The organism is Streptomyces sp. NPDC052023 (genome assembly GCF_044548465.1).
Lineage (GTDB): Bacteria > Actinomycetota > Actinomycetes > Streptomycetales > Streptomycetaceae > Streptomyces.
The window spans coordinates 100,776-120,652 of record NZ_JBIUBW010000021.1 but is presented as its reverse complement, the minus strand read 5'-3'; the positions used below and the strand labels follow the sequence as shown (position 1 = coordinate 120,652).

Here is a 19,877-nt window from a genome sequence, read left to right as displayed (position 1 = left end):
TCCTCGTGGGTTCAGATAGACACGGTCAGTATCCCATGGGGGGTGAAGCGGTTTTCTGGCCGCGGGGCGGTGGGGGCCGCTCGCGTAGTCCCCCGCGCCCCTGGGGCGGCTGCTTGAAAAGGCGTTTTCGCCGTTGCCGTCGTTGCTGGGAGAATGGGGGCGCCGGCCGTTGACCGTACCGGCTGCCTCAGGAGAAAGAAGGACGTGCCGATCGTGGCTCAGAGCACCGAGACCACCGACTGGGTCTCCCGTTTCGCGGATGAGGTCATCGAGGAGTCGGAGCGTCGGGCCCCGGGCAAACCCGTTGTCGTCGCGTCCGGGCTCTCGCCCTCCGGCCCCATTCACCTGGGGAATCTGCGCGAGGTCATGACCCCGCACCTCGTCGCCGACGAGATCCGGCGCCGGGGCCGCGAGGTCCGGCACCTGATCTCGTGGGACGACTACGACCGGTACCGGAAGGTGCCCGCCGGGGTCGCCGGGGTCGACACGTCCTGGGGCGAGCACATCGGCAAGCCGCTGACCTCCGTGCCCGCCCCCGCCGGGTCGCCGCACCCCAACTGGGCGGAGCACTTCAAGGCGGCCATGATCGAGTCGCTGGCCGAGCTGGGCGTCGAGTTCGACGGGATCAGCCAGACCGCGCAGTACACCTCCGGGGTGTACCGCGAGCAGATCCTGCACGCGATGCGGCACCGCGGCGACATCGACGCCGTGCTCGCGCAGTACCGGACCAAGCCCAAGGCCGGGAAGAAGCCGCAGCAGAAGCCCGTCGACGAGGCCGAGATCGAGGCCGCGGAGGGGTCGGGGGCGGCCGGCGAGGACGACGGCAGCTCCGGTTCCGCCGGGTACTTCCCGTACAAGCCGTACTGCGGCAACTGCGAGAAGGACCTCACGACCGTCACCTCCTACGACGACAACACCACCGAGCTGACGTACGCGTGCACGGCCTGCGGTTTCTCCGAGACCGTCCGGCTGAACGAGTTCAACCGCGGCAAGCTGGTCTGGAAGGTCGACTGGCCGATGCGGTGGGCCTACGAGGGCGTGATCTTCGAGCCGAGCGGTGTCGACCACTCGTCCCCGGGGTCCAGCTTCCAGGTGGGCGGCCAGATCGTCGGGATCTTCGGCGGCACGCAGCCGATCGGCCCGATGTACGCGTTCGTCGGGATCTCCGGGATGGCGAAGATGTCCTCCTCCCGGGGCGGGGTGCCCACCCCGGCCGACGCGCTGAAGATCATGGAGCCGCAGCTGCTGCGCTGGCTGTACGCCCGGCGCAGGCCCAACCAGTCGTTCAAGATCGCCTTCGACCAGGAGATCCAGCGGCTCTACGACGAGTGGGACAAGCTCGACGCCAAGGTGGCCGACGGCTCCGCGCTGCCGGCCGACGTCGCCGCGCACGCGCGTGCGGTGCGTACGGCCGCCGGTGAGCTGCCCGCGACGCCGCGGCCGATGCCGTACCGGACGCTCGCGTCCGTCGCCGACATCACCGCCGGGCACGCGGACCAGGCGCTGCGGATCCTGAGCGAGCTGGAGCCCGACAAGCCGCTCGGCTCGCTGGACGAGGTGCGCCCGCGGTACGACAAGGCCGAGGCGTGGATCAACACGCACGTCCCCGCCGACCAGCGGACCATCGTGCGCGAGGAGCCCGACGCCGAGCTGCTGAAGTCGCTGGACGAGCCGTCCCAGCGGTCGGTGCGGCTGCTCCTCGACGGGCTGGCGGAGCACTGGTCGCTGGACGGGCTGACCCACCTGGTCTACGGGGTGCCCAAGGTCCAGGCCGGGTTCTCCGCCGACGCCACGCCCAAGGAGCTGCCGCCGGAGATCAAGACCGCCCAGCGGACGTTCTTCGCGCTGCTGTATCACCTGCTGGTGGGCCGGGACACCGGGCCGCGGCTGCCCACGCTGCTGCTGGCGGTGGGACAGGAGCGGGTGCGGCGCCTGCTCGGCGACTAGGCGTATACAAAAAGAGGCCCTCGGGAAGAGGGCCTCTTTTTCGTGCGGGTCAGGCGATGTGGTCTTCCTGGAGCTCCGCGGTGTGCCGGTTCGTGAAGCGGTTGACCATGCGCTCGGCCTCGCGCGGCGGGAGCGTGGTGCCGTACGTCGCCTCCACGTCGTCCCGGAACTGGCCGGAGGTGGGGTAGCTGCCGTCGATCGACTTCTTGAAGACCAGGTAGTAGTCCTCCTCGGTCGGCTCGTGGGGCGCGGTGCCGCCGCCCTCGCCCAGTTCCCGGGTGCGGTTGGGGCCGACCGGGATGGGGAACGTGCCGGTGTCCTCCGGAGAGGGCTCCGGGGACGGTGGGGGCTCCTCGAACTGCTGCTGGTACTGCTCGGCCCGCTGCTGCTCCTCGTACCACTGGGCGTACGCCGCCTCCGGGTCGTAGGTGGGGTCGTAGCCGCCGTGGTACTCGATCGTCTGAGGATCGCGGGCGTGGAGCCAGGGGTTCTGCTCCGGCTGAGGTGTCTGGTCCAGTCGGTCCGCGTCCGGGGCTCTGTCGTCCGGGGTGCGCTGCTCGCCGGGAGGCGCGGCCACGGTCGCGGCCGTGGCGGGCGCCGGCGTCAGTTCCGGTATCGGTGCCGGGGGTATGAGGGTGGGCTCGATGCCCGCCGCCGCCAGGCCCGACGGGGCCGTGTCCGCGAGGGGGACGCCGTACTTGGCGAGGCGGAGCGGCATCAGGGCCTCCACCGGTGCCTTACGGCGCCAGGCGCGGCCGTACCGGGAGCGGAGGCGGGCCTGGTAGACGAGGCGCTCCTGCTCCAGCTTGATCACCTGGTCGTAGGAGCGCAGCTCCCAGAGCTTCATCCGGCGCCAGAGCAGGAAGGTCGGGACCGGGGAGAGCAGCCAGCGGGTGAGGCGGACGCCCTCCATGTGCTTGTCCGCCGTGATGTCCGCGATGCGGCCGATCGCGTGCCGGGCCGCCTCCACGGCGACGACGAACAGGATCGGGATGACGCCGTGCATACCGACGCCCAGCGGGTCCGGCCAGGCCGCCGCGCCGTTGAAGGCGATCGTCGCCGCCGTCAGCAGCCAGGCCGTCTGGCGGAGCAGCGGGAAGGGGATGCGGATCCAGGTCAGGAGCAGATCCAGGGCGAGCAGGACGCAGATGCCCGCGTCGATGCCGATCGGGAAGACGTAACTGAAGTCCCCGAAGCCCTTCTTCAGCGCCAGTTCGCGAACGGCTGCGTACGATCCCGCGAAGCCGATGCCCGCGATGATCACGGCACCGAAGACGACCACGCCGATGAGAACGCGGTGCATCCGTGTCAGCTGTAGTGGCGCGGCCACCGTATTCCCCTCCCACTGCGTGTTGTTGCGCGCCCAACAGGGTGGCACATGCGTCCGGGGAACGGGTGGCCGGACCGTGTACGTCAGCCCTTCCGTGACTCTTCCGGTGGCTGCCGGTGATCCTGCACCGTTCCCCGGGTCAGCTCTTCTTCGCCGGCGACTTGGACGAAGCGGACACCTTCGAGGACGACTTCGAGGACGGCTTGGACGACGAGCCGGACGGCGACTTCGGGCTCTTCGGGGCCGCCGCGGCGTCCGCCCCGTTCGCCTTCGTGACGGCCGCCACCGCCTCCTTGGCCGCCTTCTGCGCCGCCTTCATCAGGTCGTCGGTGTCGGGCGACTTGTCGCCTGCCAGGCCCGCGCCGTTGTAGTCGACCGTGACGACGACGTTCTCGACGCGCGCCACGACCGTCTGCTGCTTGAAGGCGCCTTCCTTCTTCCTCAGGTCGTAACGCACGGCCGTCGCCTGGTCGCCGGTGCCGGTGACCTGCTCGGACTTGGTGTTCTTGGCGCCATCGGCGGACTTCGCGTCGGCGACCTGCTTCGAGTAGTGCTTCTGCGCCCGCTGCTCGCCCGCGCCGCGCGCGGCGTCGGACTCGAAGCGCAGCAGCGAGACGTTCAGCCAGCGGAACTGGGAGCCCTTGACGCCGTTGTTGTCGAGGCTGTCCCAGGAGCATCCGGCCCGGACGGAGACATCGTCCGAGTTGCCTTCCTTGCCCGACTTGCCCGCCTCCGGGACCAGTTCCTCCAGCGTCTTCTTCGACAGCACCTTGCAGGGCTCGGGCAGCTTCGCGTACACCGCCGCCTCCACGGTGGGCGAGGGGCTCGCGGACGCGCTCGCCGGGCTCTCGGACGCCTTGGCGTCGGCGCCGGAGGAGTCCGAGGAGCAGCCTGCGGCGATCAGCATCACGGGGACGGCCGCCGCGCCGGCGAGGACGCTGTTGAGACGGCTGGGTCGCTGCTTGGGCTGGTCGGCTCGCTGTGCTCGTCGCTGCATGGTTCCTTCACTCGTGACGCTCGGGTTACGGGTTCGAGGGGTCACGGTACGCGGTGAGGGAACTGTGCGGACTCGGTTCAGCCGCTTTACCCGGGGCGCGAAAGGGCGTTACTCGGCGAGCGAGTCGGCCAGTCGCGCGGCCAGTTTCCGGGCCCTGTCCTGCATTTCCTCGCTGTCCGGGGCGACTCCGACGGTCGCCGGCTGCTCCTCGTAGGCGATGGTGACGATGACGTTGGACGTGCGGAACGCCACAGTCACCGTGCGCTGCTTGGCCGTCGAACCGGTGCTGTTCAGCTCGTCGTCGAGGAAGGCCTCGTCGGCGAGGTCGTCGAGGACGCGGGGCTGGAGGCCGGTCGGTGTGGCGGTGGGGCTCGATGTGCCGCCCTGGGTGCCGGTGGGGGTGCCGGTGGGGCTCGGGGTGCCGGTTCCGGTCGGGGTGCCGGTGCCGGACGGCGCTCCGGATCCGGACGGGGGCCGCGTTCCGGTGGGGGCCTGCGTGTCCGTGGGGGAGAGCGTCTCCGTGGCCGTCGGCTCCGGGAGGTCCGCCGCCGTCCGCTTGATCCCGAACAGCTCCTGCGCCTGGTCGTCGTCGCTGATCGAGCTGTCGTAGGACACCACTCGCTCGAAGTCGACGAACAGATGGTTCGTCGCGGAGACCGACTCGACCTTCCAGCGGCAGCCGACCTTGCGGTCGTTGTCGTAGGTGAGCGTGGGCTCGCCCTCGTAGGCCTGCTCGCGCTGCTCCTCGTCGGCGATCTGCTGGATGCCGGGGAGGAGGGAGTCGAGCGTGTCCTGGCCGATCGCGCCGCAGGGTTCGGGGAGGGTGCGGTAGCGGCCGGGCTCGGCGGCCGTCGTCGCCGTGCCGGAGCCGCCCTGGTTGGAGTCGTCCGTGGAGCCGCCGTCGTCGGAGTCGCCGGTGCAGCCGGCCAGCAGGGCCGCGAGGAGTGCGGCGACGCCGGTTACGTACGCCTTCCGCTGCACGGTAAGGCTCCTCTCGCTGGTTAATCGCTTGCCGTCGCCGGTCTCCCCCTGGAGACAATGTGTATCGCACGCACTGCCGTGACCGCCGGTCCGTTGTCCTTTACGTCGACCTTGGCGACGGTTTTGCGGTTCAGGGCTTTTGAAATCTTCCGGGGGAATGAGGCTGTCATGTCGTACGTCGAGATGCCGGGTGCGAAGGTACCCATCCGGATGTGGACCGACCCCGCCGCGGTCGAGGAGGGGGCGCTCCAGCAGCTGCGGAACGTGGCGACCCTGCCGTGGATCAAGGGGCTCGCCGTCATGCCGGACGTGCACTACGGCAAGGGCGCGACCGTCGGATCCGTGATCGCGATGCGCGGGGCGGTGTGCCCGGCGGCGGTCGGGGTCGACATCGGGTGCGGCATGTCGGCGGTGCGGACGTCGCTGACCGAGAACGATCTGCCCGGTGACCTGTCGCGGCTGCGGTCGAAGATCGAGGCGGCGATTCCGGTGGGGCGGGGGATGCATGACGACCCTGTCGACCCAGGGCGCTTCCACGGACTGGCGACGGCCGGATGGGACGACTTCTGGGGACGGTTCGGCTCGGTGGCCGACGCGGTGAAGTTCCGCGAGGAGCGGGCCACCAAGCAGATGGGGACGCTGGGCAGCGGAAACCATTTCGTCGAGGTTTGCGTCGATACATCCGGCTCGGTGTGGCTGATGCTGCACTCCGGGTCCCGCAACATCGGCAAGGAGCTCGCCGAGCATCACATCGGCGTCGCCCAGAAGCTTCCGCACAACCAGGGCCTGGTCGACCGTGACCTCGCCGTCTTCGTCGCGGACACCCCGCAGATGGCGGCGTACCGCAACGACCTGTTCTGGGCGCAGGAGTACGCCAAGTACAACCGCACGCTCATGATGGCGCTCCTGAAGGACGTGGTCCGCAAGGAGTTCAAGAAGGCGAAGCCCACGTTCGAGCAGGAGATCTCCTGCCACCACAACTACGTGGCGGAGGAGCGGTACGAGGGCATGGACCTGCTCGTGACCCGTAAGGGCGCGATCCGCGCCGGCTCCGGGGAGTACGGGATCATCCCGGGCTCCATGGGAACCGGCTCGTACATCGTGAAGGGCCTCGGCAACGAGATGTCCTTCAACTCGGCCTCGCACGGCGCGGGGCGGCGAATGAGCCGCAACGCCGCCAAGCGGCGCTTCTCCACCAAGGACCTGGAGGAGCAGACCCGGGGCGTGGAGTGCCGTAAGGACTCCGGCGTGGTGGACGAGATCCCCGGCGCGTACAAGCCGATCGAGCAGGTCATCGATCAGCAGCGGGACCTCGTCGAGGTCGTGGCGAAGCTGAAGCAGGTTGTCTGCGTGAAGGGCTGACCGGCGGCCGGTCGTCCGCTTCGGGCTCAGTTCCTGCGGTGCAGCTTGGTGTTGGAGGCCTGGGAGCGGGGGCGGACCACCAGGAGGTCGATGTTGACGTGGCTGGGGCGGGTGACCGCCCAGGTGATGGTGTCGGCCACGTCGTCGGCGGTCAGGGGATCGGGGACACCCTCGTAGACCTTGGCCGCCCGCTCCTCGTCGCCGCCGAAGCGGGTCAGGGCGAACTCCTCGGTCCTGACCAGACCGGGGGCGACCTCGATGACCCGGACCGGCTCGCCGAGGATCTCCAGGCGGAGGGTCTCGGCGAGGACGTGGGCGCCGTGCTTGGCGGCGACATAGCCGGCGCCGCCCTCGTAGGTGCCGTGGCCGGCGGTGGAGGAGACCACGACCACCGTGCCGTCGCCGCTCGCGACCAGCTTGGGGAGCAGGGCCTGGGTGAGGTTGAGGGTGCCGAGGACGTTCGTCTCGTACATCTGCCGCCAGTCGGCCGGGTCGCCGGTGGCCACCGGGTCCAGGCCCAGCGCGCCGCCCGCGTTGTTGACCAGCACGCCGATCGTCTTGAAGGCGGTGGCGAACTCGTCCACGGCCGCGCGGTCGGTGACGTCCAGGGCGTACGCGGTGGCCTGGCCGCCGGCCGCGGTGATCTCTTCGGCCAGTGCGTCGATGCGGTCCTTGCGGCGGGCGGTGAGGACGACGCGGTAGCCCGCCGCCGCCAGCTGTCGTGCCGTTGCGGCGCCGATTCCGCTGCTCGCGCCGGTGACTACTGCGATGCGGGACGGGGCCATGGGGGGTCTCCTCGGCGGGGTGCGGGGGTTGCTTGGCCAGGATATGTGGGGTGCGTGCGTGGCCGGCTGCGGGTGGGTGGGGGCTGGTCGCGCAGTTCCCCGCGCCCCTGGGGGGTGGGGTGGCCGGTGGTGGGTTGGGTGCGGGTGGGTGGGGGTTGGTCGCGCAGTTCCCCGCGCCCCTGGGGGGTCAGGTTGTTCGGGGGGTCCACATGATGACTGCCATGCCTGCGAGGCAGATCAGGGCGCCTGTGATGTCCCAGCGGTCCGGGCGGTAGCCGTCCGCGATCATGCCCCAGGCGATCGAACCGGCGACGAAGATCCCGCCGTAAGCGGCGAGGATGCGGCCGAAGTGGGCGTCCGGCTGGAAGGTGGCGACGAAGCCGTAGGCGCCGAGGGCGAGGACACCGCCGGTGATCCAGAGCCAGCCGCGTTGTTCCCGCCAGCCCTGCCAGATCAGCCAGGCGCCGCCGATCTCGAAGAGGGCGGCGACGAGGAACAGGGCGGCGGAGCGCAGCACGAGCATGCCGGCAGCTTGGCATGCCCCCGCGTCTGTGTGCCGCCGGGGCGTGACATGTGGGCGGGTGGTCGGCTGCATGGGAGTGCTGCTGGAGGGGGGAATAGGTCTGGGGCGGTCACCGTTCTGCGGGTATAGTTGAACCGTCAACAACTTGGAGGATGAGCGACCATGCAGTTCGGGATCTTCAGCGTCGGCGATGTCACGCCGGACCCCACCACGGGCCGTACGCCGACCGAGCGTGAGCGCATCAAGGCCATGGTCGCCATCGCGCTCAAGGCCGAGGAGGTCGGCCTGGACGTCTTCGCCACCGGCGAGCACCACAACCCGCCGTTCGTGCCCTCGTCGCCGACGACCATGCTCGGCTACATCGCGGCCCGCACCGAGCGGCTGGTCCTCTCCACCTCGACCACGCTGATCACCACCAACGACCCGGTGAAGATCGCCGAGGACTACGCGATGCTCCAGCACCTGGCCGACGGCCGGGTGGACCTGATGATGGGGCGCGGCAACACCGGCCCGGTCTACCCCTGGTTCGGGCAGGACATCCGCCAGGGCATCAACCTCGCCGTCGAGAACTACGCCCTGCTGCACCGGCTGTGGCGCGAGGACGTCGTGAACTGGGAGGGCAAGTTCCGCACGCCGCTCCAGGGATTCACCTCGACGCCGCGCCCGCTGGACGGCGTACCGCCGTTCGTCTGGCACGGCTCGATCCGCTCGCCGGAGATCGCCGAGCAGGCCGCGTACTACGGCGACGGCTTCTTCCACAACAACATCTTCTGGCCGGCCGACCACACCAAGCGGATGGTCGAGCTGTACCGGCGCCGGTACGCCCACTACGGGCACGGCACGCCCGAGCAGGCGATCGTCGGGCTCGGCGGGCAGGTCTTCATGCGGAAGAACTCGCAGGACGCGGTGCGCGAGTTCCGCCCCTACTTCGACAACGCGCCGGTCTACGGGCACGGCCCGTCGCTGGAGGACTTCACGGAGCAGACCCCGCTGACCGTGGGCTCGCCGCAGCAGGTGATCGAGAAGACGCTGAGCTTCCGCGAGTACGCCGGTGACTACCAGCGCCAGCTGTTCCTGATGGACCACGCCGGGCTGCCGCTGAAGACCGTGCTGGAGCAGCTCGACATGCTGGGCGAGGAGGTCGTGCCGGTGCTGCGCGAGGAGTTCGCCAAGGGGCGGCCGGCGGACGTGCCGGATGCTCCGGTCCACGCCTCGCTGCTCAAGGCACGGCAGAACGACCAGGAAGGATCCGAGGAAGAGGTGAGCGCCGCATGAAGCTCGTCGTCGTCTCGGCAGGACTGAGTGTGCCGTCGTCCACACGGTTGCTGGGCGACCGGCTCGCCGTGGCCGCGCAGCGGCAGGCGCCGGCCGGCGCAGCGGTCGAGGTACAGGTCGTGGAGCTGCGTGAGCTCGCCGTCGAGATCGCGCACAACTTCACCAACGGGTTCGCCGGCCGTGCCCTGTCCGCCGCGATCGACGCGGTGACGGAGGCCGACGGACTGATCGTGGTCACGCCCGTGTTCTCGGCGTCGTACAGCGGGCTGTTCAAGTCGTTCTTCGACGTGATCGAGCCCGACGCGCTGGCGGGCAAGCCGGTGCTGGTCGCGGCGACCGGCGGCACCGCCCGGCACTCGCTGGTACTGGAGCACGCCCTGCGCCCGCTCTTCGCCTACCTCAAGGCCGTCGTCGTCCCGACCGGTGTGTACGCCGCGTCGGAGGACTGGGGCGCCGAGGGGCTGGACGGGCGTATCGAGCGGGCGGCGGGTGAGCTGGTCCGGCTGATGACGGGGCTGTCGGGGAGCAGGCCGCTCCCGGCGGGCGGTTCCCTGGCTGCTCCGGCCGGCGCGTCGGGTGGTGCCTCGGAGGGCTTCGAGGTGGTCCCGTTCGAGCAGCAGCTCGCCGCGCTGCGGCCGGCCGGGTAGGTGCGTGGCGGCGGGGAGATGTCCGCCGGGGTCGTGTCCGGGTCGTGTCCCGGGCGGGTCCGGGGTCGTGCCCAGGTCGGGCCGGGGCCGTTCCGGGCGGGTGAGAGGCCGGTAAGAGGAGCAGGGGCCGCTCGCCCGTCCGGTCGTACGTCCGGCGTGCTTTGCCACACTGGACGCGTGCCCCAGACTGTTCTGCTCGCCGAGGACGACCGCGCCATCCGTAACGCCCTGGAACGGGCCCTGACCCTGGAGGGCTACCGGGTCACCGCGGTCGCCGACGGCGTGGAGGCGCTGGCACAGGCACATCGCACGCCGCCGGACGTGCTGGTGCTGGACGTGATGATGCCGGGGATCGACGGTCTGCAGGTCTGCCGGGTGCTGCGGGCCGAAGGGGACCGGACGCCGATCCTGATGCTGACGGCGCTCGTGGAGACGGCCGACCGGATCGCGGGGCTGGACGCGGGGGCCGACGACTACGTCGTGAAGCCGTTCGACGTGGAGGAGGTCTTCGCCCGTCTGCGGGCCCTGCTGCGGCGTACGGCGAACGGGGCCGTCGCTCTCGACGCGCCGGAGCGGGCGCCGCTGCCCGCGCGGCACCTGGAGGCTGCCGGCATGCGGATGGATCCGCAGGCGCGGCGGGCCTGGCGCGGCGAGCGGGAGCTGGAGCTGACGCGCACGGAGTTCGAGCTGCTGGAACTGCTGGTGCGCAACGAGGGCATCGTGCTCGACCACTCCACGATCTACGACCGTATCTGGGGGTACGACTTCGGGCCGGGGTCGAAGAACCTGGCCGTGTACGTCGGCTATCTGCGCCGGAAGCTGGACGAGCCGGGGGCGCCGCAGCTGATCCACACCGTGCGTGGGGTGGGTTACGTGCTGCGGGAGGACTGAGTGGACCTCCTGCGGAGGGCCGGGGCCGGGTCCCGGGGCGGATCCGTGGGCGGGGCCGGGAGCGGGTCCGGAGGGTGGTGGCGGCCGCGACTGGTGTCGTTGCGGACGACGTTCGCCGTGTCCTTCGCCACGGTGACCGCCGTCGTCACCGTGCTGGTCGGCATCCTGTCGTACGGCGCCGCCGCCCGGCTGGTGCGGGTCGACCAGCAGTCGGTGTTCGACGAGGTCGTGCGGGATCTGCGGGGCGAGGTGAGCGAGCGCCGGATGGTTCCGGAGGACTTCTCGTCCGCGCCGGGACACGACTTCGTCCGGCCCGCCCGTACGGACGTGCAGGTGCTGGGGCCGGACGGGAGTGTCGTCGACCCGGGCAGTCCCGGGCTGCCGGTCACCGGCGCCGACCGGGACGTCGCGCGGGCGGCGCGGGCCGGGGCGCTGGTCCAGCACGAGGACGTCGATGTCGGCGACGACGTCTACCGGGTCGCGACCGTCGCGCTCGGCGGGGGCCGGGGCGCGGTGCAGGTGGCGCAGGAGTTCAGCGACACCGAGGACCTGCTGCGGGCGCTCCAGCAGCGGACGTTGCTGCTGATGGCGGCGGTGGTGGTCGGGGCGGGCCTGTTCGGCTGGTGGCTGGCGCGGCGGATCACCCGGCGGCTGGTCATCCTGACGTCGGCGGCGGAGGCGGTGGCCCGCACCCGGCGGCTCGGCATCGACGTACCCGTGACCGGCCGCGACGAGGTGGGGCGGCTCGGCCGGGCCTTCGACCGCATGCTGGGCCGGCTGGCCCAGTCGGAGGAGGACCAGCGGCGCCTGGTGCAGGACGCCGGGCACGAGCTGCGTACGCCGCTGACCTCCCTGCGTACGAACATCTCCCTGCTGCGCCGGATCGACGAGCTGCCGCCCGAGACGCGCAACGAGCTGGTCGCCGACCTGGGACAGGAGGCGCGCGAACTGACCGACCTGGTCAACGAGTTGGTGGACCTGGCCGCCGGGCAGTCGGACGCCGAGCCGCCGCAGCGGGTCGACGTCGCCGACCTCGCGGAGGATGTCGCGGGTCTGGCGCGACGGCGTACCGGGCGGCGGATCGAGATGCGCGTGAGTGGCGACACGACGACGCTGGGGCGGCCGGGGATGCTGACCCGCGCGATCTCCAACCTGGTCGAGAACGCGGCGAAGTTCGACGCCGACGGCACCGCGCCGATCGAGATCGTGGTGTCGGGACCGGCGCGGCCCGGGGCGATCCGGGTGGAGGTGCACGACCGGGGGCCGGGTGTCGCCGACTGCGACCTGGACCGCGTCTTCGACCGCTTCTACCGCGCCGCGGACGCCCGGGCCCTGCCGGGGTCGGGGCTGGGACTTTCGATCGTCCGGGAGGTGGCGCTGGCGCACGGGGGTGCGCCGTTCGCGTACGGGCGGCAGGGGGGCGGGGTGGTGATCGGGTTCACCGTGGGGGCGGGGGTGTCGGATGCGGAGGGTGGGTGACCGGGGTCGTCCTGGGCGGTGGCCGGGCGGCTGGTGAGCGGTGCGGTGACGGACGATGTCCGTCCGAAGCCGTGGCCCGTGGGCGCCGGGCGCCCGCTATCGTCGCTGCGTTCGACCCGACACGCGCGGAGCCTGCATGCACAAGACCGAACAGATAGCCCCGCACGGGGAGCGGGCGAGCGACGGTGTGCCACGGGGTACCGACGGCGCCGCAGCCGCCCCCTCCTGGCCCCGGCACTGGCCGCTCCTGCTGCTGGCCGCCGCGGTCCTCCCCGGCGCGCTCCTGCTCGCCGTCGGCCGGTGGGCGGACGAACCGGCCGTGCAGGCGTGGCGGACGGTGTGCCTTGCCGTCACCGTGCAGGCGCTGCCGTTCCTGCTGCTCGGCACGGCTCTGTCGGGCGCGATCAACGCGTTCGTGCCGGCGCACGTGTTCAACCGGCTGCTGCCGAAGCGTCCGGCGCTCGCCGTGCCCGTCGCCGGGGCCGCCGGGGTCGTGCTGCCCGGCTGTGAGTGCGCGTCGGTGCCGGTCGCGAAGAGCCTCATCGGACGGGGGGTCACCCCGGCCGCCGCCTTCGCGTTCCTGCTGTCGGCCCCCGCCGTCAACCCGATCGTCCTGACCGCCACGGCGGTCGCCTTCCCGGGCAGCCCGGAGATGGTGCTGGCCCGCCTGCTCGCCTCGCTCGTCACGGCGGTGGCGATGGGCTGGCTGTGGCTTGCGCTGGGCCGCACGGAGTGGCTGAAGCCGGCGGTCCCTCACACCGGTCACCACCCGGGCCACAGCCGCTGGGACGAGTTCCGGCGCGGCTTCCAGCACGACTTCCTGCACGCGGGCGGCTTCCTCGTCGTCGGCGCCATGGCGGCCGCCACCTTCAACGTGGCCGTCCCGCGCTCCGTGCTGGAGACCTTCTCCGGCTCTCCCTGGCTGTCCGTGCTCTTCCTCGCCGGGCTGGCCATCGTGCTCGCCGTGTGCTCGGAGGCGGACGCGTTCGTCGCGGCCTCGCTCACCGGGTTCTCGCCGGTCGCCCGGCTGACCTTCATGGTCGTCGGACCGATGGTCGACGTGAAGCTGATCGCGTTGCAGTCGGGCACGTTCGGGCGGGCGTTCGCGATCCGCTTCTCCGCCGCCACGACGGTCGTGGCGATCCTGGCCGCCGTACTGATCGGAGCGGTACTCCTGTGAGGCGACTCGTCCAGATCACCCTGCTCGCCCTCAGCGGCCTGGCCGTCCTGCACTCCTGCCTCTTCAGCGACCTGTACCTGCGCTACGTCAAGGAGGGCATGCGTCCGCTGCTGATCGCCTCCGGCGTGCTGCTGCTCGCGCTGGCGGTGGCGGAGGCCTGGTGGGGGAGGAAGGACCAGGCTGCCCACGACTGCTCGGGCGGCGAGCACTCCGGCACCCCCAAGGTCGCCTGGCTGCTGTTCCTCCCCGCCCTGAGTCTGCTCTTCTACGCCCCACCGGCACTCGGGGCCTTCACCGCCTCCCGTGAGGCCGCCAAGCCGGTCGCGCAGGAGGACCATTTCGACCCGCTGCCGGCGACCTCGCCGCTGCCGATGACCCTCACCGACTTCACGCAGCGCGTGCAGCAGGACCGTGAGCAGGCGATCAAGGGCCGCACGGTGCAGCTGACGGGCTTCGTCACGCCGGCCGGGGACGGCTGGTACCTGACCCGGCTGATGCTGAGCTGCTGCGCGGCGGACGCCCAGTCGGTGAAGGTCCGCGTCCACGGCGTCCAGGCTCCGCCGGCCGACACGTGGGTGACCCTGACCGGAACCTGGCACCCGTCCGGCACCCTGGGCACGAAGTCGGCCCCGGCCGCCCTGGACGCCCACACCGTCAGAAGGGTCACCAAGCCGGCCAACGGCTACACGGACGCCCTGCCGCTCACGGCACCGTGAAATCCGGGCGGGCTCAGGGCCACACCAAGCAGTACGGCTGATGCCCCGCCTCATGCAGCCGATGGCTGAAGTCCTGCCACTCGTGCAGCAGCTGGTACACGTTGAACGCGTCGCGCGGGCCGCCCCGGTCCGGGACCGTGGACCAGATGAAGGCCGCCGCGCCCACCGCCTCCTCGCCGATGCCGCGCAGGGGGTCGACGACGGTCATCGGGAGCTTGACCACCGCGTAGTCGGGGTGCAGGACGACCAGTTCGAGCGGGGGGACCTTGTGCAGGGGGACGCCTTCGATGCCGGTGAGCACCATCGCGGCCATCGTCTCGGGCTTGATCTTGGTGAACATGCCGTTCATGCCGAGTTCGTCGCCGCCGAGTTCCTCGGGGCGCATGGAGATCGGGACGCGGGCCGCCGTCGCACCGTCCGGCGCGCCGAAGTACTTGTACGTCACCCCCACCCGACCACCATTCCTGCTCCCGGCCCGGAGTCGGTCGACCCGCTCGGGCTCACTCGGTACACCCTGTGTCTGACGTGCTTCGGCCGGTTCCTCCGCGTCGCGCCGGTGCCTTCCCCGCCGGGCGCGTCGAGGACCCAGGTCATCAGTCCCCTCGCCCAGTCCGCCACCGCGATGCATATCTCCACCCGACTGCTTTTCTAGGACGCGTGGCCCCCGCCGCGCAACCCGATCATCGTGTCAGTGACCTCCCCCACGGCCGCGCGCCGAAACGTGCGGTGAAACACCTGTCCGCAGGATCTTCGCAGCCCCTGATCACCATGCCCCGCAAGAGCTGTGTGTATCAGGTCTCAGTTTCGCAGACGGAGCGGGGTGGAGGAGGATCGATCACGGGGTGCCGCGTCCTACCCTGAGGAAGTCACTGGCAACCGGAAGTCCGAGAAGTCGGAGAAGTCGCACGTCATGAGCGAACTGCCCTATTCATACGAAGCACCTGTCTCGCAGGCTCTATTCGACCGTGCGGCCGCCGTCACGCCCGGCGGCGTCAACTCCCCGGTGCGGGCCTTCCGCGCCGTGGGCGGGACGCCCCGGTTCATGGTGTCCGGCAGCGGACCGTATCTGACGGACGCGGACGGACGGGAGTACGTCGACCTCGTGTGTTCCTGGGGGCCCATGATCCTCGGGCACTCCCACCCCGAGGTGATCGCCGCCGTCCAGGAGGCGGTCACGCGCGGTACGTCCTTCGGAACGCCCGGCGAGGGTGAGGTCGCGCTCGCCGAGGAGATCGTCGGGCGGGTCGGGCCGGTCGAGCAGGTGCGGCTGGTGTCCAGCGGCACCGAGGCGACCATGTCCGCGATCCGGCTCGCGCGCGGGTTCACCGGGCGGACCAAGGTGATCAAGTTCGCCGGGTGTTACCACGGCCACGTCGACGCCCTGCTCGCCGCCGCGGGCAGCGGTCTGGCCACCTTCGCGCTGCCGGACACCCCGGGCGTCACCGGCGCCCAGGCCGGCGACACCATCGTCCTGCCGTACAACGACCTCGAAGCCGTGCACGCCGCCTTCCACGCCCACCCCGGCGAGATCGCGTGCGTGATCACCGAGGCGTCCCCCGGCAACATGGGCGTCGTGCCGCCGGCGCCGGGCTTCAACCAGGGCCTGAAGGACGCGTGCGCGCAGAACGGGGCGCTCTTCGTCTCCGACGAGGTGATGACCGGCTTCCGTACCAGCCGCTCCGGCTGGTACGGCGTCGACGGCGTCGTGCCCGACCTGATGACCTTCGGCAAGGTGATGGGCGGTGGCTTCCCCGCCGCGGCCTTCGGTGGGCGCGCGGACGTCATGGCGCACCTCGCCCCGGCCGGGCCCGTCTACCAGGCCGGCACCCTCTCCGGGAACCCGGTCGCCACGGCCGCCGGCCTCGCCCAGCTGCGGCTGCTCGACGACGCCGCGTACGCCAAGGTGGACGAGGTGTCTCGGCAGATCCAGGCGCTGGTCGGCGAGGCGCTCACCAAGGAGGGCGTCGCGCACACCCTGCAGAACGCCTCCAACATGTTCTCGGTGTTCTTCACCGACCGCGCCGTGCGCGACTACGAGGACGCCAAGGCGCAGGCCTCGTACCGCTTCACCGCCTTCTTCCACGCCATGCTGGCGAACGGCGTCTATCTGCCGCCGTCCGCCTTCGAGTCCTGGTTCGTCTCCACCGCGCACGACGAGCGCGCGGTGCAGCGGATCGCCGACGCCCTCCCTGCGGCGGCCCGCGCGGCTGCGGAGGCCACGGCATGAGCGCGCGGGACATCACCGTCGTCCACGTGATGCGGCACGGCGAGGTCGCCAACCCGGACGGGGTGCTGTACGGGCGGCTGCCCGGGTACCACCTGTCCGAGCTGGGACGCCAGATGGCCGACCGGGTCGCCGAGCACCTCGCCTCCCGAGACGTGACGTACGTCGTGGCGTCTCCGCTGGAGCGGGCGCAGGAGACGGCGACGCCGATCGCCAAGGCGCACGGGCTGGACCTGGCGACCGACCCGCGGCTGATCGAGGCCGACAACGTCTTCCAGGGCAAGACCTTCGGCGTGGGCGACGGCGCGCTGCGCAGCCCCGGGAACTGGAAGCACCTGGTCAACCCGTTCCGGCCGTCCTGGGGTGAGCCGTACGTCGAGCAGGTCATCCGGATGATGGGCGCTCTGGACGCGGCGAAGGACGCGGCGCGCGGTCACGAGGCCGTGCTGGTGAGCCACCAGCTGCCGATCTGGATCGTGCGGTCGTACGTCGAGAAGCGGCGGCTGTGGCACGACCCGCGTCGCCGGCAGTGCACGCTCGCGTCGCTGACGTCCTTCACGTACGAGGGTGACCGGATCGTGTCCGTCGGCTACAGCGAGCCCGCCCGTGATCTCGTCCCGCCGCACCTGCTGGCCGGTGCCAGGCCCGTGAAGGGCAAGGACAAGGCTTTCGGGGCGTAGCCGTCCATTGTGACGCATTCGTTCACTGTGACGCATTCGTTGCCGTTGTTCGGAATCGTTAGCTGATGCGAGGAACCTCCCCGTTCGTCGCGCTCTCTGACTGGGTGACACCACAGAGCGCAACGGATGGGGATGGCATGCCTCACATCAGTCGACGGGGAGCGATGGGTCTCGGCGCGGGAGCCGCGGCCGCCCTGGGGCTCGCGGGATGCGGAACCCTCACTTCCTCGGACGGTCCCAGCCACGCGGGCGGTTCCGGGCGGAGTCCGGAAGGCAGCCCGAAGCCCACCGCCCGCCCGATCGGCGACGGCTCGACCTCCTTCACGGGCAAGCAGCCGAAGCAGCCCGCCGAGCCGGTGCCGCTGGAGCCCGGTCAGACCCCGCCGCAGTTCGTGGTGTTCTCCTGGGACGGCGCCGGTGAGGTGGGCAACGGGCTCTTCCCGCGCTTCCTCGACCTCGCACGGGAGCACGAGGCGCACATGACCTTCTTCCTCTCGGGGCTGTATCTGCTGCCCGAGTCGAAGAAGCGGCTCTACGACCCGCCGAACAACCCGCGCGGCGCCTCCGACATCGGCTACCTCACCGACGCGCACATCAAGGACACGCTGGCGGGCGTCCGGCGCGCCTGGCTGGAGGGCCACGAGATAGGCACCCACTTCAACGGCCACTTCTGCGCCGGGTCCGGCTCGGTCGCCAACTGGACGCCGCAGCAGTGGCGCAGCGAGATCGACCAGGCCAAGTCGTTCGTGAAGGAGTGGCGGACCAACGGCGGCTGGACCGAGCTGCCCGCGCTGCCCTTCGACTACGACAAGGAGCTCGTCGGCGGCCGCACGCCCTGCCTGCTCGGTCAGGACAACCTACTGCCCACCGCGCGCGAGCTGGGCTGGCGCTACGACGCGTCGTCGCCGGGTGGCCGTCAGGTCTGGCCGCAGAAGAAACAGGGCATATGGGACCTTCCGCTCCAGCAGATACCCTTCCCCGGGCGCTCGTTCGAGGTCCTCTCGATGGACTACAACATGCTCGCCAACCAGTCGGTGAACTCCACCAACGCCCCCGCGTACAACTACCCGGGCTGGCGCGAGCAGTCCGCGCAGGCCTACATCCAGGGTTTCCGGCGGGCATATGAGACAAATCGGGCACCCTTCTTCGTCGGCAACCACTTCGAGCAGTGGAACGGCGGCATATACATGGACGCCGTGGAGGAAGCCCTCAAGCACATCGCGCGGGAGCGGGACAAGGGCGAGGACGTCCGGCTGGTCTCCTTCCGGCAGTTCGTGGACTGGCTCGACGTGCAGAAGCCCGAGGTGCTCGACCAGTTGCGCACCCTGGATGTGGGGCAGGCTCCCGCCGGTGGCTGGAAGGGCTTCGTCCAGGCGCCCGCGAGCAGCACCACGGAGTCCCGGAACGCTGCCTGAAATGCGGGTATCCGCCCCCGAGGGGGGTGCGCAAGATCCCCAGAACGGGCATGCGAAACTTTTCACATGAGTGCCGCCCGTCGCGCCCGTAGCCGTACCGCCCTGCTCGCCACCTCCGGCGTCGCCGCCGCCGCGCTGCTGCTGTCCGCGTGCGGCTCCGGCGGTACGTCCGGGGGAGGCGGCGAGACCAACTTCGTCGCGGGGGCCGACGGCATCGACACCGCCGGCAAGGGCGAGCGGGCGCCGGCGCCCGACCTGTCCGGGAAGACCATCGACGGCAAGCAACTCGACGTCGCCGACTACAAGGGCAAGGTCGTCGTCCTCAACGTGTGGGGTTCGTGGTGCGCCCCGTGCCGGGCCGAGGCCAAGAACCTCGAAGCGGTCTACCAGGACACCAAGGACCAGGGCGTCCAGTTCGTCGGCATCAACACCCGGGACACCAGCACCGGTCCGGCGCTCGCCTTCGAGAAGGAGTTCGGCGTCACCTACCCGAGTCTGTACGACCCGGCGGGCAGGCTGATGCTCCGGTTCGAGAAGGGCACGCTCAACCCGCAGGCCATCCCGTCCACGCTCGTCATCGACCGGGACGGCAAGGTCGCCGCGCGCACGCTCCAGCCGCTGAGCGAGGAGAAGATGCGCGAGATGCTCGACCCGGTCCTCGCGGAGAAATGACGTGACCGCAATGACCGAGCTCGCCGCCACCGGGCTCAACGACACCGTGCGGGGCGGCGCGCTGCTGCTGGCCCTGCCCGTCGCGCTCCTCGGCGGCCTGGTCTCCTTCTTCTCCCCGTGCGTCCTGCCGCTCGTCCCCGGCTACCTCTCGTACGTCACCGGGGTCACCGGCACCGACCTCGCCGAGGCCCGGCGGGGCCGGATGGTCGTCGGTGCCTCGCTCTTCGTACTCGGCTTCACCGCCGTCTTCGTCTCCGGCGGCGCGCTGTTCGGCTACTTCGGCTCGACGCTGATGGAGCACCAGAGCACGCTGACGAAGGTGCTCGGTGTGCTCATGGTCCTCATGGGTGTCTTCTTCATGGGGCTGATGCCCTGGCTCACCCAGCGGGAGTTCCGTTTCCACACCCGGCCGTCGACCGGGCTCGTCGGCGCCCCGCTGCTCGGCGCACTGTTCGGCATCGGCTGGACACCCTGCATCGGCCCGACCCTCGCCTCCGTGCTCGCGCTCTCGTCCAACCAGGCCAGCGCGGGCCGTGGGGCCATCCTGACCATCGCCTACTGCCTCGGCCTCGGCGTCCCCTTCGTGCTCGCCGCGGTCGCCTTCCGCAAGGCCCTCGGCGCCTTCGGCTGGGTCAAGCGCCACTATGTGTGGGTGATGCGCATCGGCGGGATCATGATGATCGCGACCGGTGTGCTGCTGCTGACCGGGGCGTGGGACCGCCTGGTGCAGGAGATGCAGACCTGGTCCAACGGCTTCACTGTGGGGATCTGAT

General features: G+C 70.8%; 19 protein-coding genes. 13 read left to right on the top strand and 6 right to left on the bottom strand.

From position 1 onward, the window contains the following. Positions 1-204: 204 nt before the first annotated feature. Complete coding sequence (gene lysS / locus ACIHCM_RS31290) at positions 205-1,947, top strand: lysine--tRNA ligase (protein ID WP_399903208.1); 1,743 nt, start codon at positions 205-207, stop codon at positions 1,945-1,947. Positions 1,948-1,996: 49 nt separating this feature from the next. On the opposite strand, the gene ACIHCM_RS31285 is transcribed toward lysS, so the two are convergent. The 3 genes from ACIHCM_RS31285 to ACIHCM_RS31275 all read right to left on the bottom strand — a co-directional run bounded on the left by ACIHCM_RS31285 (position 1,997) and on the right by ACIHCM_RS31275 (position 5,255). Further along, positions 1,997-3,277, bottom strand: a complete 1,281-nt coding sequence (locus tag ACIHCM_RS31285; protein WP_399903205.1) for a DUF2637 domain-containing protein — start codon at positions 3,275-3,277, stop codon at positions 1,997-1,999. A 139-nt stretch (positions 3,278-3,416) separates the two neighbouring features. Continuing rightward, a complete protein-coding gene (locus ACIHCM_RS31280) occupies positions 3,417-4,274 on the bottom strand; it encodes a DUF3558 family protein (RefSeq protein ID WP_399903202.1) in 858 nt (285 codons plus the stop codon). Positions 4,275-4,382: 108 nt separating this feature from the next. Beyond that, on the bottom strand, positions 4,383-5,255 hold the full coding sequence (locus ACIHCM_RS31275; protein WP_399903199.1) for a DUF3558 domain-containing protein: 873 nt from the start codon (positions 5,253-5,255) through the stop codon (positions 4,383-4,385). 168 nt (positions 5,256-5,423) lie between these two features. Between ACIHCM_RS31275 and ACIHCM_RS31270 the strand changes: the two genes are divergently transcribed. Further along, positions 5,424-6,617 carry an RtcB family protein gene (locus ACIHCM_RS31270; protein ID WP_399903196.1) on the top strand — a complete coding sequence of 398 codons (1,194 nt, stop codon included), beginning with the start codon at positions 5,424-5,426 and terminating at the stop codon, positions 6,615-6,617. Positions 6,618-6,643: 26 nt separating this feature from the next. On the opposite strand, the gene ACIHCM_RS31265 is transcribed toward ACIHCM_RS31270, so the two are convergent. Both ACIHCM_RS31265 and ACIHCM_RS31260 read right to left on the bottom strand, forming a co-directional pair. Then, entirely contained in the window at positions 6,644-7,402 is a 759-nt protein-coding gene (locus ACIHCM_RS31265; RefSeq protein ID WP_399903193.1) for an SDR family NAD(P)-dependent oxidoreductase, read from the bottom strand. Positions 7,403-7,589: 187 nt separating this feature from the next. Continuing rightward, positions 7,590-7,925 carry a YnfA family protein gene (locus ACIHCM_RS31260; protein ID WP_399903189.1) on the bottom strand — a complete coding sequence of 112 codons (336 nt, stop codon included), beginning with the start codon at positions 7,923-7,925 and terminating at the stop codon, positions 7,590-7,592. Between the two features lie 162 nt (positions 7,926-8,087). Between ACIHCM_RS31260 and ACIHCM_RS31255 the strand changes: the two genes are divergently transcribed. The 6 genes from ACIHCM_RS31255 to ACIHCM_RS31230 all read left to right on the top strand — a co-directional run bounded on the left by ACIHCM_RS31255 (position 8,088) and on the right by ACIHCM_RS31230 (position 14,113). Then, positions 8,088-9,200, top strand: coding sequence for an LLM class flavin-dependent oxidoreductase (locus ACIHCM_RS31255; protein WP_399903186.1), 1,113 nt, complete (start codon positions 8,088-8,090; stop codon positions 9,198-9,200). Further along, on the top strand, positions 9,197-9,847 hold the full coding sequence (locus tag ACIHCM_RS31250) for an FMN reductase (protein WP_399903183.1): 651 nt from the start codon (positions 9,197-9,199) through the stop codon (positions 9,845-9,847). Before ACIHCM_RS31255 ends, ACIHCM_RS31250 begins: the two co-directional genes overlap by 4 nt. Positions 9,848-10,024: 177 nt before the next feature. Further along, positions 10,025-10,738, top strand: coding sequence for a response regulator transcription factor (locus ACIHCM_RS31245; RefSeq protein WP_399903180.1), 714 nt, complete (start codon positions 10,025-10,027; stop codon positions 10,736-10,738). A 45-nt stretch (positions 10,739-10,783) separates the two neighbouring features. Then, positions 10,784-12,217 carry an ATP-binding protein gene (locus tag ACIHCM_RS31240; protein WP_399903283.1) on the top strand — a complete coding sequence of 478 codons (1,434 nt, stop codon included), beginning with the start codon at positions 10,784-10,786 and terminating at the stop codon, positions 12,215-12,217. A 136-nt stretch (positions 12,218-12,353) separates the two neighbouring features. Continuing rightward, positions 12,354-13,397 carry a permease gene (locus ACIHCM_RS31235; RefSeq protein WP_399903177.1) on the top strand — a complete coding sequence of 348 codons (1,044 nt, stop codon included), beginning with the start codon at positions 12,354-12,356 and terminating at the stop codon, positions 13,395-13,397. After that, a complete protein-coding gene (locus ACIHCM_RS31230; protein ID WP_399903175.1) occupies positions 13,394-14,113 on the top strand; it encodes a TIGR03943 family putative permease subunit in 720 nt (239 codons plus the stop codon). Before ACIHCM_RS31235 ends, ACIHCM_RS31230 begins: the two co-directional genes overlap by 4 nt. Before the next feature lie 13 nt (positions 14,114-14,126). Here the strand turns inward: ACIHCM_RS31230 and ACIHCM_RS31225 are convergent, their stop codons facing one another. Continuing rightward, a complete protein-coding gene (locus ACIHCM_RS31225; protein WP_003974483.1) occupies positions 14,127-14,564 on the bottom strand; it encodes a hypothetical protein in 438 nt (145 codons plus the stop codon). Between the two features lie 459 nt (positions 14,565-15,023). Between ACIHCM_RS31225 and hemL the strand changes: the two genes are divergently transcribed. From hemL to ACIHCM_RS31200, 5 genes are all read left to right on the top strand, one after another. Next, positions 15,024-16,340, top strand: coding sequence for a glutamate-1-semialdehyde 2,1-aminomutase (gene hemL, locus ACIHCM_RS31220; protein ID WP_399903172.1), 1,317 nt, complete (start codon positions 15,024-15,026; stop codon positions 16,338-16,340). Continuing rightward, complete coding sequence (locus ACIHCM_RS31215; protein ID WP_399903169.1) at positions 16,337-17,017, top strand: histidine phosphatase family protein; 681 nt, start codon at positions 16,337-16,339, stop codon at positions 17,015-17,017. The genes hemL and ACIHCM_RS31215 overlap by 4 nt, the downstream gene beginning before the upstream one ends. Positions 17,018-17,154: 137 nt before the next feature. Then, entirely contained in the window at positions 17,155-18,432 is a 1,278-nt protein-coding gene (locus ACIHCM_RS31210; protein WP_399903166.1) for a hypothetical protein, read from the top strand. Between the two features lie 66 nt (positions 18,433-18,498). Beyond that, entirely contained in the window at positions 18,499-19,104 is a 606-nt protein-coding gene (locus tag ACIHCM_RS31205) for a TlpA family protein disulfide reductase (protein ID WP_399903163.1), read from the top strand. 10 nt (positions 19,105-19,114) lie between these two features. Then, the gene (locus ACIHCM_RS31200; RefSeq protein WP_399903280.1) at positions 19,115-19,876 is read left to right on the top strand and encodes a cytochrome c biogenesis CcdA family protein; all 762 of its coding nucleotides are present in this window, start codon (positions 19,115-19,117) and stop codon (positions 19,874-19,876) included. Position 19,877: the final 1 nt, after the last annotated feature.

Bases quoted from the DNA above. Each gene is read 5' to 3' on its own strand.
- ACIHCM_RS31280 (WP_399903202.1), bottom strand. From the start codon at position 4,274: ATGCAGCGACGAGCACAGCGAGCCGACCAGCCCAAGCAGCGACCCAGC.
- ACIHCM_RS31270 (WP_399903196.1), top strand. From the start codon at position 5,424: ATGTCGTACGTCGAGATGCCGGGTGCGAAGGTACCCATCCGGATGTGG.
- ACIHCM_RS31265 (WP_399903193.1), bottom strand. From the start codon at position 7,402: ATGGCCCCGTCCCGCATCGCAGTAGTCACCGGCGCGAGCAGCGGAATC.
- ACIHCM_RS31260 (WP_399903189.1), bottom strand. From the start codon at position 7,925: ATGCTCGTGCTGCGCTCCGCCGCCCTGTTCCTCGTCGCCGCCCTCTTC.
- ACIHCM_RS31255 (WP_399903186.1), top strand. From the start codon at position 8,088: ATGCAGTTCGGGATCTTCAGCGTCGGCGATGTCACGCCGGACCCCACC.
- ACIHCM_RS31250 (WP_399903183.1), top strand. From the start codon at position 9,197: ATGAAGCTCGTCGTCGTCTCGGCAGGACTGAGTGTGCCGTCGTCCACA.
- ACIHCM_RS31235 (WP_399903177.1), top strand. From the start codon at position 12,354: ATGCACAAGACCGAACAGATAGCCCCGCACGGGGAGCGGGCGAGCGAC.
- hemL (WP_399903172.1), top strand. From the start codon at position 15,024: ATGAGCGAACTGCCCTATTCATACGAAGCACCTGTCTCGCAGGCTCTA.
- ACIHCM_RS31215 (WP_399903169.1), top strand. From the start codon at position 16,337: ATGAGCGCGCGGGACATCACCGTCGTCCACGTGATGCGGCACGGCGAG.
- ACIHCM_RS31210 (WP_399903166.1), top strand. From the start codon at position 17,155: ATGCCTCACATCAGTCGACGGGGAGCGATGGGTCTCGGCGCGGGAGCC.
- ACIHCM_RS31205 (WP_399903163.1), top strand. From the start codon at position 18,499: ATGAGTGCCGCCCGTCGCGCCCGTAGCCGTACCGCCCTGCTCGCCACC.
- ACIHCM_RS31200 (WP_399903280.1), top strand. From the start codon at position 19,115: ATGACCGAGCTCGCCGCCACCGGGCTCAACGACACCGTGCGGGGCGGC.